Raw genomic sequence first — 13,955 nt, 5'->3', positions numbered from 1 at the left:
ATGTGTGACTGTTAATGACAACTAACCTGAGAAAAAAAGAACTTGTTTCCAGCCAGTCTTTAACTTCCGCAATAGTTATTGGATAACATTTGTCAATGACTCTTTAGCTATCTCAGAATTAAACTCTGGTACCAAACTTTTTAGCAGAATATACAGTTCGCTATTGTTGTGCATAGCACAAGCCATATTGAGCATGCGAACCGTTTGCATGAGTTCATTCCATTCCAGATGACGAAACTTAGCCTTAAATAACTTCTCATGTTCCGTTTGTGATAACTCTTCGGAAGGATGGAAAAGCTCCTCAAACAGTTTTTCACCAGGACGCAATCCGGTATAAGAAATCTGTATATCCTTACCCGGCTCTTTCCCAGCCAAGCGGATCATTTGCTCAGCCAGATAACTAATTTTAATGGGTTCTCCCATATCCAGAACAAAAATTTCTCCCCCTAGGCCATTGACCATAGCTTGTAAAATTAATTGACAAGCTTCAGGAATGGTCATGAAATAACGCTGAATGTCTGGGTGGGTCACTGTTAAAGGACCCCCTACTTGCAATTGCTTTTGAAATAAGGGAACCACACTACCTGCTGAACCGAGCACATTACCAAAACGCACCGTTATGAACTGAGTAGCAACGCGTTCGTTCAAATTTTGACAATAAATTTCAGCAATGCGTTTGGTTGTACCCATAATATTGGTTGGATTGACCGCTTTATCCGTTGAGATGAGAATAAATTTCTCCACGCCGACAGCCACACTGGCTTCAGCCACAACTTGCGTACCAATAACATTGTTTTGTACAGCGACTCTTACTTGTTCCTCCAGCATTGGTACATGCTTGTAGGCTGCGGCATGAAACACAATCTGAGGCTTAAACTCGTGGAAAAGAAAATCAATTGCTGTGGAGTCCGTTACAGAAACTAAGCCTAACTGCAATGGAATGTCTGAAAATTTTTGCTTCAACTCTAATTCAATCTTATAGAGATTGAACTCTGAATTATCAATAATTAACAACTTCGCCGGGCGTAATAGCATGATTTGCCGGCATAATTCCGAACCTATAGAGCCACCGCCGCCTGTTACAACGACGCTTTTACCCATTATTTTCGAAGCTATCTTTTCCCATTCCAATTGAACCTGATCCCGTCCTAACAAGTCTTCAATGTTTACATCGCGTAGCGCATTAACCTCCACTCGGCCCGCGACCAATGCGGACAATCCAGGTAAAGTCCGGAAAGGTACTTTAGAAGCTTCGCAATAATTTACAATGCGTCGCATTGTCGCTGAACGAGCAGAAGGAATAGCAATGAAGATGAGATCAATATTAAAATTGATTACCAAATCAGCCAAATCCCGAGTTGTTCCCAACACCCTTACACCATGTAGCTCTAAACCTCTTTTATGAGGATTGTCATCAACAAAACCAATTGGCAAATACATCTGGATGCGTTTTAAATCACGCACCAAACTGTCTCCTGCGCGACCTGCACCAATAATTAGCACACGCTTTCGTTCATTGCTTTTGTCCTTTTCTTTCCAATCCCAGTATAACCGCAAGGTCAACCGTCCCCCACAGAGCAAAGTCACTAAAATAATGTCATAAAGTGGTAAAACGGAACGCGGCAAATGACCAAGTAGTGAGGCAAAATAGAGTGTTAAAACGGTCAATACTGTCGCGCAAAGGGTGGCATTGATTATTCTTGTCACATCTTTTAGGGAGGAGAATCGCCAAAGGCCTCGATATACGCGAAAATAATAGTAGCAACTGACTTGAATGGCAGTTAACAGCAACAAAGAGAAAATTGAATAGGTGCTGGTCAAATTGCTGGGAAAAGGCTGGAGGTTATACCTTAACCAATACGCCAGATACCAGGCTGTTGGAATAGCCAAAACATCAAAGGCAATAACGGGCAGTTTTTTATATAACTTATATACGAAATTATAAATGCTTTTCATATTTAAAAAATCCTTTAGCCTTCAGCCTGTCCGATTTAATTAAATCGCTATCTTACTACAGCTTCGATTCGAGAAGTATAATTTTGTTGACAATGTCATGAATTGTCAGCTTGCAGGCTGATTGACACTTGATTGATTGCTCTTTAGGCAATAAACAGCAAGAAGAGGCTGAGTGTCTATCACTTTGCGAGTGCAATCAAAGTCAAAACCAGAAAACACAATAAATTGAAACGAGATAAATTATCATTGAAAACCAATGAAACGGGATCATCTATATCCGCACCCCGGGTACTCAGCCAAGCAAATCTCCAAATACCTATTGCTGCAAAAGGAAGGGTTAATAAGAAATAGAAGGATTCTTCACGAGCATAGATGGTGTATAAAAGGTAAGTCGCAAAACTTGCGACAGCCGTAATCGCTATCAGGATATCTAAAAAACGCGAAGAATATTTTTTAAGTACGGCCCGTGTCGAGAGTAAATGCAACTGTTTTTCAAGACGACGTTTGCACAAGGCAATAAATAAGCTGATTAAAGTGGCACTCACCGCCAGCCACAAGGAAATGGGCAAACCAATGCCGATGGTTCCAGCCAGCACCCTGAGTAAAAAGCCGCTGGCGATACACAGAACATCCAGTACGGGGATGCTTTTCAACAGATGGTTATAGGCTAAGTTTATTAATAGATAAATGCCTAGTAAAGCGGCCAGAGTGCTTGAGATTGCCCAGGCAAGAACCAGGCCTCCTATCAAAAGGATGGCCAGCAGGCTTAGGGCAAAATCAAGAGATACTTCTCCTGAGGCCAGTGGACGTTCACGTTTTTGCGGATGCAAACGATCTTCTTCTCTATCTTGAAAATCATTATAAATATAAACTGCGCTGGCTATTAAACAAAAAGACAAAGCAGCCAACAAAGCATCCGGCAAAAACTCCGGAGCCCCTGCGTAAACAACACCAAGCAATACAAAGGCGGCTTTCGTCCAATGAGACAATCTTAGTAATTTGAACAGATTTGTTAGCGACGTCATAAACCTTTAGCCCGATGTTTCTTATATAAGTTCCGTCACTATAACATCGGTTTTTCAATAGGTTAATAGAAAAAATATTGAAATAGCCATATTAAATTTGCTATGAAGTCGTTAAAAATTATTCATACTTTTTTTGCTTAGGCCGATAATTAATAAAAATTAACCACTTCAGATTGCATTTAATCAAAGATCTCGTAATATAAAAAATTAGGACGATATTTCAACACATGGAATGAGGTGACTATGCATTTTGTACTCTCAGATCAATTTTTAACACTGCTACAGTCGGTTCGAGCAGACTACATAAGTCTCACCAAAACTAACCTGGATTCTGAAGGTCCCAATCGCTTCAGCATGTTTTTAGGGGCTAAAGATGTAAAAACACGGAATAAACAGATTAATTTTATCGAACAATGGTTAATTGCATTGGATAAAGAGCTGCATCCTGAAAGATTACTGCTTGAAAAACTAGCTTCCATTAAAGGAACTCCAACTGACGAACACTCCGACTTGTCGCAAGAAGAAAAAAGCATTTCAGAAGAGCAAATGATACAAATAATGGAGTATCTGAATTCCGCCGAATGGAATTCAGCCATGGAAGAGAAGTTAACCAGTTTACAGGTGTTGGTCACTATTGTGCTTTACATTAACTCACAAATTGATCCCACTTACTACATGCGTTCCCCCGAGAATGCTGTCTTAACGCAACTTCTGAATAAGTGCTTAGGAATTACACAAACAAATATCTTTGATGAAGACACTCGAGCTTGTTGTTTATTAGCAGCCAAACGGTTGCTGAATGAAAAGGGACGTTTTGAAGCAGTCAATGCACTCATTGAGCCTCGATTTAGTGAAAAAGAATGGGATGGCCTTCTAAATTTCGTCATTAGCCAGTGTGATGGCTTACATCCAAAATATAAACAAGATTTCCCCATAATGCATGCCATGAAACCCCTCCTCGGGAAACCTCTGGAATTGGCAGGATACACCACTGGCTACATCATGGGGGAAATGGTAGGAAAATCGACAAAACTCGTCCGCAGTCGGTTGGCCATAACGGCATTTTTAAGCAGCAGCCTACTATACTTCATGGGACCGCCTGCAGCAGTTGGAATTATGCTTCTGGCTCCCACTTATGCCGATCGTATCGTTAATACATTTTGTGGAATTACTTTCGCCTGGGTTCTAGGCCAAGCAGGGAGTATTGCAGGACAGGGAATCGGGATGGGTCTCGGGTTATCCCTGGATCTCAGCTGGAAATTAGTTTCTAAAACTTGTAACGTAATCAGCCAGATTTACTCCACGGGTGAGAAACAAAAACCCAGTGGGGTCTGTTTGGTCAATGGCCATTATGTCATTGATGGAATTGAAGTTCAGCAAGTTGATCCCAGTGTTTTGGAATCATTGAGAGACTGCAATATGGTTCATGTTGAAGCGAATAATGACGCTTTAGAAATTACTTATAATGGTGAGAAAACCACTCTTCCATGGAAAGGACAAACACCTGCCTATCTAGAGGAATTGAAAAAAGTCCTTCTGGCTCATCAAACTCCCATGTCAGAACCATTATCATTAACGGATAAGGCAGCAGTAAATGATCATGTTCCCGAATTAAGTGAATTTTTACTGGACAATTATCAGGCTAAGCAGGAAACAACCCCACCCTTGGTTATTAATTAATATTCTCGGCGGCTTAAGCCGCCAGCCAAACTCTGCTCATTGGCGTTTAGCCAGGTATTTTATATCTTTTGCAAAATTAGATGCTTTAGATGGGATTTGGACTGTCAATAAATTGCTGTTTCACTTGAAATTGAGACTCAAGGTGTTCACCTAAAGCTTGAATGCCGTAGCGTTCGGTGGCGTGATGACCGCAGCTGAAATAATGCACCCCTAGCTCTTTGGCTTGATAATAAGTCCGTTCGGAAATTTCTCCACTGATAAAAGCATCTACACCTAATTTATATGCCTCTTCGATTAAATCCTGTGCGGCTCCGGTGCACCAGGCAATACGTCTAATTTCATGAGGACCTGAGTCAATGTGTATGGGTTTTCTCGCGAATTTTTGCTCAAGTTCAACAGCAAACTCTTGGCTGTCTTTCGCTGCTCTAAACTCGCCAGCCCATAATAGATTTGCTGTGTTCCCAACACGATGCATTGTAACGGCATCTGGATTCAAAAGCTTGGCCAAACAAGCATTATTCCCCAGCTGCAGGTGACAATCCAGGGGTAAGTGATAGGCAAATAAAGAAATATTGTGCTGAAGTAATTTGGCGATGCGCTGGCGTTTCATACCAACAAGAGCTGCGTCCTCTCCACGCCAGAAATAACCATGGTGAACCAACAAAGCATCTGCCTTTTGGGCAATAGCTTGCTCGATCACATCGGCTGACGCTGTAACAGCCGTACAAATGCTGTTGATTTCGCTTTTTCCTTCCACTTGCAAGCCGTTGGGCGCGTAATCTTGATAATTAGCGCAAGCCAACAGTTCATGCAAGTAAGAAGTCAATTCTTCACGTTCTATCACCGGGATGAGGCTCTTCTGATATCTGCGCCCAGACTTGAGAATTTTTCCTCAATGCGCTCATAACCGCGGTCTACATGATAGACGCGCTCCACTGTAGTTTCACCCTCGGCCGCAAGGCCTGCTAAAATCAAGCTGGCTGAAGCTCGTAAATCCGTCGCCATCACGGGGGCACCCGTTAGCTTCTCCATGCCAGTAATCATAGCGGTATTACCATTCAAGCGGATTTGCGCACCCATTCTTTGCAATTCCTGTACGTGCATGAAGCGGTTTTCAAAAATATTTTCGATTACCGATGAACTGCCTTCCGCAACAGCATTAAGAGCCATAAATTGAGCTTGCATGTCCGTTGGGAAAGCTGGATAAGGAGCTGTGGATATGTCTACTGCTTGAGGACGTTTGCCATTCATATTTAAAGTAACCCAATCCTCTCCAATCGCTAATTCAGCGCCAGCCTCTTCAAATTTGCACAGCATGGACAGTAAATTGTCGGGTTTCACCTTACGTACGGTCACCTTGCCTTTGGTTATAGCTCCAGCTGTCAAATAGGTTCCAGCCTCAATCCGATCGGGCATGACGCTATAAGAGCCGCCCGATAAAGCTTCTACGCCTTCAACTTCAATGGTTCCAGTACCAGCCCCTTTGATTTTAGCTCCCATATGATTTAAGAAGTTAGCTAAATCCACGACCTCAGGCTCACGTGCAGCATTTTTAATTACCGTCTTCCCTTGAGCAAGTACAGCCGCCATCAACACATTTTCAGTGCCTGTGACAGTAACCGTGTCAAAAATCAGTGTTTTGCCTTGCAAGCGCCCCTTTTTACATCGGGCTTTGATGTAGCCATTTTCCACAGAAATATCAGCACCCATCGCTTTTAGCGCTTTCAAGTGTAAGTCCACAGGACGAGTACCAATGGCACAACCTCCGGGGAGTGACACATCAGCCTGCCCAAACCGGGCGAGTAAAGGCCCCAACACCACTATTGAGGCGCGCATAGTTTTGACCAGCTCATAAGGAGCTACATAATCATTCACTTTAGAGGCGTCAACCTGGACGCTCATTTTTTCACCTACGGTGAGTTGTGCACCCAGCTGCCCTAACAGCTCCATCATGGTCGTGACGTCTTTTAGATGAGGCACATTGGCGACAGTAACATTGTCACTTGCCAGAAGAGTGGCAGCCATAATGGGTAAGGCTGAATTCTTTGCTCCTGAAATGATCACGTCACCGTGTAAGGCTTTGCCACCATTAATAATAAGCTTATCCATGATCGTTCTCCCACTCTTCCTTCGTTAAAGTCTTCATACTGAGCGCATGAAGACTACCGGTCGTAATGTATTCTTTCAATTTGGCATAAACCCATTGTTGTCTGGCCACTTTTGTCTTTCCCTGAAAAGCATTTGAGACAATAGTCAGCTGATAATGGTAGCCATCCCCCTCTACCCGCACGTATTCCACTTCGCCTGTTTCCAGCAAGCGGTTTTCCAATTCTTTATTACTTATCATACAACTTTTCCCGCGGAATTTAACTTTGCCCTAAGATCGAACCCACACCACAAAACTCGGCCAATGTTTCGACCGCCTTAGGTATATTGTGAATCTCACAGCGTTTCTTTTTGGTTGCACTCAATCGTTTGGCCTCAATTAGTAAAGCCAAACCAGCACTATCGCAATGCTTTACGCCACTTAAATCGAGCTGAATAACATCCTCCTTCAGCTCCCGAAAATATTTGACCAAGCGTTCACAATCTCTTGAAACGGTTGAAAAGGTCATTTCCGCTGATGGTTTAAAAGCTTGTTTATCCACTATGCTGCCTTTTTCCCTGATTGCTGGTGCAATTGTTTAATAATATCCTGCATACTTGAGCTTCTTAACGCTTCTGCAAATTGGGAGCGAAAGCTTTGCAATAAACTCACCCCTTCAACACTGAAATCATAAATTTTCCAGCTGCCATTTTTAGAAACCAAGCTGTAGCTTAAAGGAATGTTTTTACCCTTTGAGCGGACAATTACGCTATTGACGCGTAAAAATCGACCATCAAGAGAACCTCTCACCGGTAAAAATTTAATGCTTTCATCGGTGTACTCGGATAAAGGACTGGCATAAGTGCGAATGACTAATTGAGTAAATGCCTCGGAAAATTCTTGCCTTTCACTGACAGAAGCTTTGTTCCAGGCTTGACGTCCTAATACAGAACGAGCCATGCCATTAACATCAACATTGGGCAGTAAATAGCGCTGCACCGCCTGCTGTATAATGCGGGGATTGGATTTTAAAGAAGCCTTATTTTCCTTCAGGGTCGCAATAATTTGATTGGCTGTATTTTCCAACATAGGTATCGGAGATGCCTCTGCCCAAAGAAATTGACCAAATGCCAAAGCCATAACAGCGGTTAATACCCTAATCGCTCTCATAATTCACCTTATTTTTTATTAATATTAAATAAAAGTTGACCAATTAAATTTTCCAAAATCACAGCCTCTTGTGTCTTAGCAATAACATCACCATCACGTAAATAAGGATGTTCGTGATTTTCATCCTCAAAACCCGGGACAATGCTCACGTAGTTGGAGCCAATTAAGCCTTCAGTCAAAATGCGGGCTGAAGCATCTTCAAAAGGAATGGGTTTATCGTTGCGTAGCCGCATGGTTACTTTGGCATTTAATTCACCTGGCTGTAGTTCAATGTTGGTGACTTCACCAATTTTAACACCAGCCACCGTTACCGGAGCCCTGACCCTTAATCCACCAATATCCGTAAACTCAGCTGTTACGGAATAACCTTTTTGTGAAACCAGGGTCGTTAACCCGCTCACCTTCATCACCAGAATAAGTAAGGCAAATAAGCCTAGCGCCATAAAAATTCCTACGCTTATGTCTATATAACGCTGCCTCTGATTATTCATTTACCAACCTCCGATCATCATCGCCGTCAAAATAAAATCAAGACCAAGCACTGCCAAGGACGAATAAACTACAGTGCGAGTGGTTGCCTGACTTATGCCTTCCGCGGTAGGAATACAACTAAAGCCTTGAAATACAGCTATCCATACAACAACAAAAGCAAATACTACGCTCTTTATAATGCCGCTTAAAATATCTAGGCGAAAGTTAATTGAGGCCTGCATATTAGACCAAAAACTTCCAGCATCAACCCCTAACCAATCCACGCCGACAAAATAACCTCCGTAAATAGCCACGGTAGTAAAAATTAAAGCGAGCAGAGGCAAGGAAATGAGTCCTGCCAAAAAGCGCGGGTAAATTACCCGACCGAGAGGGTCTACACCCATCATATCCATACTGGCCAATTGCTCGGTGGCTTTCATCAACCCAATTTCAGCAGTTAATGCTGAACCAGCTCGACCAGCAAACAAAAGCGCACTGATGACTGGCCCTAATTCTCTTGTAATGCTTAAAGCCAAAAGTTGCCCCAGTTGACTGCTGGCGCCAAATTTTTGCAGGGTATTATACCCTTGCAAACCAATCACCATCCCTACAAATAAGGCGGAGACCACTATAATCAGGCAAGACAATACGCCCACGAAATAAAGCTGCCTTCTTAAAGAAGGCCATAATCTCGCTAAATCAGGGTTTCTGAAAAACATTCTTAATAAAAAAAACCCTGAATTGCCAAGTACTTGTATATTATTAACACTACGCTGCCCCAGCCGTGCGAAGCCTTCAAGCATCGAGTAACTCCTCTGTATATGGGCGAGCAGGATAATGAAACGGCACAGCGCCATCCGCTTCCCCATGCATAAATTGTTTAACTTGAGGTTGAGTTGATTTTTTTAATTCAAGAGGCGTGCCATGTCCAATGATTTTCCCTTCAGCAATGAGATAAATGTAATCTGCAATCGAACAAGTCTCTTCCACATCATGGGACACAATAATGGTCGTAGTTTGTAACAGTTGATTCAATCGTTTGATTAAACGAACTAAAACACCCATGGAAATGGGATCTTGCCCAGTAAATGGTTCATCATACATCATCAACTCAGGATCCAGGGCAATGGTCCTCGCCAGTGCCACACGCCTGGCCATTCCGCCAGACAATTCATCAGGCATCAAATGGGCAGCTCCTCGAAGGCCCACCGCTTCCAACTTCATCAAGACGATGTCTCGCAGCATGGATTCGTTTAAATCCGTATGTTCGCGTAAAGGAAACGCAACGTTTTCAAATACCGATAAATGGGTAAACAAGGCACTGCTTTGAAACAGCAGGCCCATTTTACGGCGAGCGAGATAAAGTTCCTTGTTCGACAACTGATGGATATTGGTAGCATTGACTAATATTTTGCCTTCATGCGGATACAGCTGGGCTCCAATCAAACGCAACAGAGTAGTCTTCCCGCTGCCACTTGGTCCCATAATTGCTGTGATTTTACCGCGCTCCATCACCATATCAATAGCATTAAAAATGGCACGATCACCTCTTGAAAAACTAAGATTAGTAATTTCCACCAGATTATCTTGCATTATTCTTATTCCGGATGAAGGGAAAAAAAAGATTATACACTTGATATTAAGGTTTTTGCGAATAAAAAGCTGAATTTATAAGGACTGGCAATTTTTGCTTCAATGGTCGAATTCCCTCTGACTGTCAAGGCATCAATTACTGTGTTACACTTTGCCACCAGTCAAAGATCATACTTAGAGAATGAATTTTTGCAAACTAGGCCTTGCCGTCATCGAAACCGAAGCTCAAGCGGTATTTAATTTAACCCAGCGAATCGACGAGCGCTTTGAAAAAGCCTGTGAATTATTATTAGATTGCAAAGGACGGGTTGTGGTGACGGGTATGGGCAAATCCGGCCATATTGGCAATAAAATTGCTGCCACTCTTTCCAGCACCGGAACACCGGCTTTCTTCATGCATCCTGGTGAAGCCAGCCACGGTGACTTGGGGATGATTACAAGGCAAGATAGCGTGATTGCCATTTCAAACTCTGGCTTTACCAATGAAATTGTTACCCTGCTCCCCTTGTTAAAAAGACTTGAAGTCCCTCTGATTACGTTAACCGGCAACGCTGAATCCACCATTGCCAAATCAGCCGATGTGAACTTGGATGTTAGTGTTCATCAGGAAGCATGTCCTTTAGGCCTTGCCCCCACCACCAGTACTACGGTTTCTCTGGTAATGGGTGATGCTTTGGCCATTGCCCTGTTGCAAGCTAGAGGCTTTAGCGCTGAAGACTTTGCTTTGGCTCATCCTGGTGGGGCTTTGGGCAGAAGGCTTTTACTGCGTATTGATGAGTTATGTCACGAGGGGGATGAATTACCCGTTGTGCTTGAACAGGCAACCATCCGCGAAGCCTTGATTGAGGTGACCGCAAAAAAATTAGGCATGACTTGCGTGATTAATGAAAAAGGCTATCTTGTAGGGGTCTATACCGACGGTGATGTTCGAAGGACTCTTAATCAGAATTATGATATTAATACTACTTCTCTTTCAGCAGTCATGGGTCGAAACTGCAAGACCATTAAAAAAGGATTACTAGCTGCCGAAGCACTAACGATTATGCAAAAGCATAGCATCACCTCGCTTGTGGTAGTTGATGATGAGAACAAACCCATCGCCGTTGTCCATTTACATGACCTGCTTCGTGCTGGTGTTTTTTAGAGATAACTATGAATGAATTGATTAAAAAAGCTCAAAAAATTAAATGCCTTGTTTGCGATGTCGACGGGGTTCTTACCGACGGCCTTCTTTACATTGATAATTACGGCAATGAACTTAAAACTTTCCATGTCCAGGATGGCATGGGTTTAAAATTGCTCATGGCAGCTGACATCCAGGTTGCTGTCATTACCACTGCGGTTAATGCAGTTATTGATCACCGCATGAAACAACTTGGCATTAGTCATTATTTTACCGGCCAGGTGGACAAACGCAACGCGTTTGAAAAACTGAAAGAAACCCTTGGTTTTGAATACGACGAATTTGCTTACGTTGGAGACGATTTACCCGATTTACCGATTATTCAAAAAGTAGGCTTGGGAATTGCCGTAGCAAATGCCGTGGAACAAGTTAAGGAATTCGCCTTTTGGCAAACTGAAGGATGCGGCGGGCGGGGGGCTGTGCGCGAAGTCTGCGAGCTCATTTTAAAAGCACAAGGCAAACAGGAGATTGCCCTTACAAGGTATCTTGCCTCATGAATGCTGCAAAGCAAGCTTTTTGGTTATTCAGCACCTTAATTGTCCTGGCTTGCTCTGGATGGTATTTTGCAAGCTCAAACAATCTTGTGCAACTGAATGACCAAGCGCTCTCGCAATCTCCAGACACCATCGTAACGAATCTTGTTGTGCGTCGATTTGATGAAGAAGGTAAGCTTATCAATTATCTGCATTCTCCCGAAATGAAACATATTCCTGCTGATAACACCAACCTGTTTAAAAGTCCAAATATTTTAATCGTCCAACCGGGGCAACCCGCTTGGGAAATTAGCTCCAAATACGCCAAATCCATCCACGGTGGGGATAGGATTATTTTTCGTCATCAGGTTATAGTTCACCAGAACCAGAGCGAACACACCCAGGAAAGTACAATGAAAACAGAAGAACTGTTATACTTCCCTAAGGAAAAGCTGGCCACAAGCGATTTAGCCGTTCTGTTTGAGCAACCGGGTACGGTGGTAAAATCAAACGGCATGAAAGCTTATTTGGCCGAGAAGAAAGTTCAACTATTAAGCAGAGCCCACGCAACCTATGAACCCAAACAAGGTTAATCTAATCAGCTTTTTGCTTATTCTTTTATTGGGAATAAGCTTGAATAGTTTTGCTTTACCGGATGATCGCGAAAAAGTAGCTGAGTTATCTGCCGATACTGCTGATTTAAATCAGCAAAACCATCGTGGCGTATACCAGGGCAATGTCAGTTTTGATCAAGGAACAACCCATTTAAGAGCGGCTAAAGCCATTACGGAAGGCAATGCCCAAAATAAATTAAGTTTAGCCATTGCTATGGGGGATGAAACTGCTCAAGCGCATTATTGGGTAACGACTGCTTTGGACAAACCTCCACTACACGCATACGCCGACATGATTCGATATTACCCGGATCGCCACTTGGTGGAGCTAATTGGCAATGCCAAAGTTAGCCAGGGCGACAATTCTTTTTCAGGTCCAAAAATCAGTTATGATATAGAAAAACAACAAGTTATCTCGAAAGGGGATGGTCGGAACCGTACAAAAATCATCATTCATCCCGAGAAAAAAACATGAGCTTGTTGTCAGCAAACAATTTAAAAAAATCATTTAAAACCCGCACCGTAGTCAATGACGTTAGCATTCATATCAATCGAGGAGAGTGTGTCGGTCTCCTGGGTCCGAATGGAGCAGGAAAAACCACTTGTTTCTACATGATTGTCGGACTTCAATCTTGCGATAAAGGGCAGATTATTTTAAATGACAAAGACATCACCAAAGCGCCTATGCATCAAAGGGCTCGATTAGGTATTGGTTACCTGCCGCAAGAAGCATCGGTATTTCGTAAAATGACTGTGGCCAATAATATTCTATCCATCTTGCAATTAAGAAAAGACTTAGACGACAAAGGCAGAGACAGTAAACTTCAGGAATTGCTGCAGGAATTTCATATATCCCACATTGCCAATAGCCTGGGAATGAGTCTTTCAGGCGGTGAGCGCCGCCGGGTTGAAATTGCACGCGCCCTGGCCATTGAGCCTGATTTTATTTTATTAGACGAACCCTTCGCCGGGGTTGATCCGATTTCAGTATTAGACATTAAAAAAATTATTATTCACCTTTGCGACAAAGGCATTGGTGTTTTAATTACTGATCACAATGTGCGTGAAACTTTAGACATTTGCGATCGCGCCTACATTGTGAGCCAAGGGAAAATATTGTGCGAAGGGACGTCAGAAACCATTCTCTCCAACCAGCAAGTTCGAGCTGTTTATTTAGGCGAAGAGTTTTCTTTATAACCCGGCCATTCCTAAAACAGCATAGAATGAAGGATAAATCAGAGGCTTTGCTAATCTCTGGCAAGCCTCTCAATTAAACCTCTGGCGCTTCAAAGTAAGATCTAGAACTGTAATTCAAACTCGCGCTCATGAGAAGAAGAGTTCTCTAGAGTATATTCTTCGGGATTAAGTCCATAATGTTGTTGCAAAAACTGATTTATTTCATCCTCCAGTCTTGAACCATCTTCAGTAGCATGTGGTTTGAATTCAAGGGATAAGCTGGTTTTCATCATCGCTGAGGCTTCTTCTGCCGTGATGAATTGATTGCCTATGAATCTAAAATTATGCCGGGAAACATTAGTGATGCTCTTATCGCTGTAATTGCTTATTTTGCCCCTGCTTGAAAATTTAGAACAGAATTGCTTAAAAAAATTAAGTTTCAAATTTGCATCATCACCGCGTTTAGTAATTGAAATTTTCACATCATTTCCTTTCATTGAATTACACAATAGATGAAAGCAAGGTGCA

Annotated in this window: 17 protein-coding genes; 6 read left to right on the top strand and 11 right to left on the bottom strand. The window is 42.6% G+C overall.

Annotation, left to right across the window (positions count from 1 at the left end; all coding sequences use genetic code 11):
• Positions 1-75 precede the first annotated feature (75 nt).
• Complete coding sequence (locus EL203_RS05180) at positions 76-1,956, bottom strand: polysaccharide biosynthesis protein (RefSeq protein WP_058470186.1); 1,881 nt, start codon at positions 1,954-1,956, stop codon at positions 76-78.
• 179 nt (positions 1,957-2,135) lie between these two features.
• Complete coding sequence (locus EL203_RS05175) at positions 2,136-2,981, bottom strand: decaprenyl-phosphate phosphoribosyltransferase (RefSeq protein ID WP_058470187.1); 846 nt, start codon at positions 2,979-2,981, stop codon at positions 2,136-2,138.
• Positions 2,982-3,224: 243 nt separating this feature from the next.
• On the opposite strand from EL203_RS05175, the gene EL203_RS05170 reads away from it, so the two are divergent.
• Entirely contained in the window at positions 3,225-4,661 is a 1,437-nt protein-coding gene (locus EL203_RS05170) for a hypothetical protein (protein WP_058470188.1), read from the top strand.
• Between the two features lie 85 nt (positions 4,662-4,746).
• Here the strand turns inward: EL203_RS05170 and EL203_RS05165 are convergent, their stop codons facing one another.
• Genes EL203_RS05165 through EL203_RS05130 form a run of 8 tightly spaced genes read right to left on the bottom strand, consistent with a single transcriptional unit; the run spans position 4,747 to position 9,981 of the window.
• On the bottom strand, positions 4,747-5,505 hold the full coding sequence (locus tag EL203_RS05165; protein WP_058470189.1) for a Nif3-like dinuclear metal center hexameric protein: 759 nt from the start codon (positions 5,503-5,505) through the stop codon (positions 4,747-4,749).
• Entirely contained in the window at positions 5,502-6,770 is a 1,269-nt protein-coding gene (murA, locus tag EL203_RS05160; protein ID WP_058470190.1) for a UDP-N-acetylglucosamine 1-carboxyvinyltransferase, read from the bottom strand. Before murA ends, EL203_RS05165 begins: the two co-directional genes overlap by 4 nt.
• A complete protein-coding gene (locus tag EL203_RS05155) occupies positions 6,763-7,008 on the bottom strand; it encodes a BolA family protein (protein WP_058470191.1) in 246 nt (81 codons plus the stop codon). Before EL203_RS05155 ends, murA begins: the two co-directional genes overlap by 8 nt.
• 19 nt (positions 7,009-7,027) lie before the next feature.
• A complete protein-coding gene (locus EL203_RS05150) occupies positions 7,028-7,309 on the bottom strand; it encodes an STAS domain-containing protein (protein ID WP_058470192.1) in 282 nt (93 codons plus the stop codon).
• Positions 7,309-7,917 (bottom strand): MlaC/ttg2D family ABC transporter substrate-binding protein, encoded by a 609-nt coding sequence (locus EL203_RS05145; protein WP_058470193.1) that lies wholly within the window; start codon positions 7,915-7,917, stop codon positions 7,309-7,311. The genes EL203_RS05150 and EL203_RS05145 overlap by 1 nt, the downstream gene beginning before the upstream one ends.
• A gap of 8 nt (positions 7,918-7,925) precedes the next feature.
• On the bottom strand, positions 7,926-8,408 hold the full coding sequence (gene mlaD, locus EL203_RS05140) for an outer membrane lipid asymmetry maintenance protein MlaD (protein WP_058470194.1): 483 nt from the start codon (positions 8,406-8,408) through the stop codon (positions 7,926-7,928).
• Positions 8,409-9,191 (bottom strand): lipid asymmetry maintenance ABC transporter permease subunit MlaE, encoded by a 783-nt coding sequence (gene mlaE, locus EL203_RS05135; protein WP_058470195.1) that lies wholly within the window; start codon positions 9,189-9,191, stop codon positions 8,409-8,411.
• Positions 9,184-9,981, bottom strand: coding sequence for an ATP-binding cassette domain-containing protein (locus EL203_RS05130; protein WP_058470196.1), 798 nt, complete (start codon positions 9,979-9,981; stop codon positions 9,184-9,186). The genes mlaE and EL203_RS05130 overlap by 8 nt, the downstream gene beginning before the upstream one ends.
• Before the next feature lie 181 nt (positions 9,982-10,162).
• Between EL203_RS05130 and EL203_RS05125 the strand changes: the two genes are divergently transcribed.
• Genes EL203_RS05125 through lptB form a run of 5 tightly spaced genes read left to right on the top strand, consistent with a single transcriptional unit; the run spans position 10,163 to position 13,448 of the window.
• The gene (locus EL203_RS05125) at positions 10,163-11,125 is read left to right on the top strand and encodes a KpsF/GutQ family sugar-phosphate isomerase (RefSeq protein ID WP_058470197.1); all 963 of its coding nucleotides are present in this window, start codon (positions 10,163-10,165) and stop codon (positions 11,123-11,125) included.
• Positions 11,126-11,133: 8 nt separating this feature from the next.
• Positions 11,134-11,661 carry a KdsC family phosphatase gene (locus EL203_RS05120; RefSeq protein ID WP_058470198.1) on the top strand — a complete coding sequence of 176 codons (528 nt, stop codon included), beginning with the start codon at positions 11,134-11,136 and terminating at the stop codon, positions 11,659-11,661.
• The gene (gene lptC / locus EL203_RS05115) at positions 11,658-12,230 is read left to right on the top strand and encodes an LPS export ABC transporter periplasmic protein LptC (protein WP_058470199.1); all 573 of its coding nucleotides are present in this window, start codon (positions 11,658-11,660) and stop codon (positions 12,228-12,230) included. Before EL203_RS05120 ends, lptC begins: the two co-directional genes overlap by 4 nt.
• Positions 12,211-12,726 (top strand): lipopolysaccharide transport periplasmic protein LptA, encoded by a 516-nt coding sequence (gene lptA / locus EL203_RS05110; protein ID WP_058470200.1) that lies wholly within the window; start codon positions 12,211-12,213, stop codon positions 12,724-12,726. The genes lptC and lptA overlap by 20 nt, the downstream gene beginning before the upstream one ends.
• Positions 12,723-13,448: an LPS export ABC transporter ATP-binding protein gene (gene lptB, locus EL203_RS05105; protein WP_058470201.1), complete on the top strand. Its 726-nt coding sequence runs from the start codon at positions 12,723-12,725 to the stop codon at positions 13,446-13,448. Before lptA ends, lptB begins: the two co-directional genes overlap by 4 nt.
• Before the next feature lie 101 nt (positions 13,449-13,549).
• On the opposite strand, the gene EL203_RS05100 is transcribed toward lptB, so the two are convergent.
• On the bottom strand, positions 13,550-13,909 hold the full coding sequence (locus tag EL203_RS05100; RefSeq protein ID WP_126320094.1) for a hypothetical protein: 360 nt from the start codon (positions 13,907-13,909) through the stop codon (positions 13,550-13,552).
• Positions 13,910-13,955: the final 46 nt, after the last annotated feature.

The sequence above is a fragment of the Legionella jordanis genome (assembly GCF_900637635.1).
GTDB classification, from domain to species: Bacteria; Pseudomonadota; Gammaproteobacteria; order Legionellales; family Legionellaceae; genus Tatlockia; species Tatlockia jordanis.
The sequence above is the reverse complement of the archived record's forward strand: the minus strand, read 5'-3'. Positions and strand labels throughout refer to the sequence as shown.

What these genes read in the sequence shown, in the direction of transcription:
- murA (WP_058470190.1), bottom strand. Translation starts at nt 6,770, where the DNA reads ATGGATAAGCTTATTATTAATGGTGGCAAAGCCTTACACGGTGACGTG.
- EL203_RS05155 (WP_058470191.1), bottom strand. Translation starts at nt 7,008, where the DNA reads ATGATAAGTAATAAAGAATTGGAAAACCGCTTGCTGGAAACAGGCGAA.
- EL203_RS05130 (WP_058470196.1), bottom strand. Translation starts at nt 9,981, where the DNA reads ATGCAAGATAATCTGGTGGAAATTACTAATCTTAGTTTTTCAAGAGGT.
- lptA (WP_058470200.1), top strand. Translation starts at nt 12,211, where the DNA reads ATGAACCCAAACAAGGTTAATCTAATCAGCTTTTTGCTTATTCTTTTA.
- EL203_RS05170 (WP_058470188.1), top strand. Translation starts at nt 3,225, where the DNA reads ATGCATTTTGTACTCTCAGATCAATTTTTAACACTGCTACAGTCGGTT.
- EL203_RS05175 (WP_058470187.1), bottom strand. Translation starts at nt 2,981, where the DNA reads ATGACGTCGCTAACAAATCTGTTCAAATTACTAAGATTGTCTCATTGG.
- EL203_RS05120 (WP_058470198.1), top strand. Translation starts at nt 11,134, where the DNA reads ATGAATGAATTGATTAAAAAAGCTCAAAAAATTAAATGCCTTGTTTGC.
- lptB (WP_058470201.1), top strand. Translation starts at nt 12,723, where the DNA reads ATGAGCTTGTTGTCAGCAAACAATTTAAAAAAATCATTTAAAACCCGC.
- mlaD (WP_058470194.1), bottom strand. Translation starts at nt 8,408, where the DNA reads ATGAATAATCAGAGGCAGCGTTATATAGACATAAGCGTAGGAATTTTT.
- EL203_RS05125 (WP_058470197.1), top strand. Translation starts at nt 10,163, where the DNA reads ATGAATTTTTGCAAACTAGGCCTTGCCGTCATCGAAACCGAAGCTCAA.
- lptC (WP_058470199.1), top strand. Translation starts at nt 11,658, where the DNA reads ATGAATGCTGCAAAGCAAGCTTTTTGGTTATTCAGCACCTTAATTGTC.
- EL203_RS05145 (WP_058470193.1), bottom strand. Translation starts at nt 7,917, where the DNA reads ATGAGAGCGATTAGGGTATTAACCGCTGTTATGGCTTTGGCATTTGGT.
- mlaE (WP_058470195.1), bottom strand. Translation starts at nt 9,191, where the DNA reads ATGCTTGAAGGCTTCGCACGGCTGGGGCAGCGTAGTGTTAATAATATA.
- EL203_RS05180 (WP_058470186.1), bottom strand. Translation starts at nt 1,956, where the DNA reads ATGAAAAGCATTTATAATTTCGTATATAAGTTATATAAAAAACTGCCC.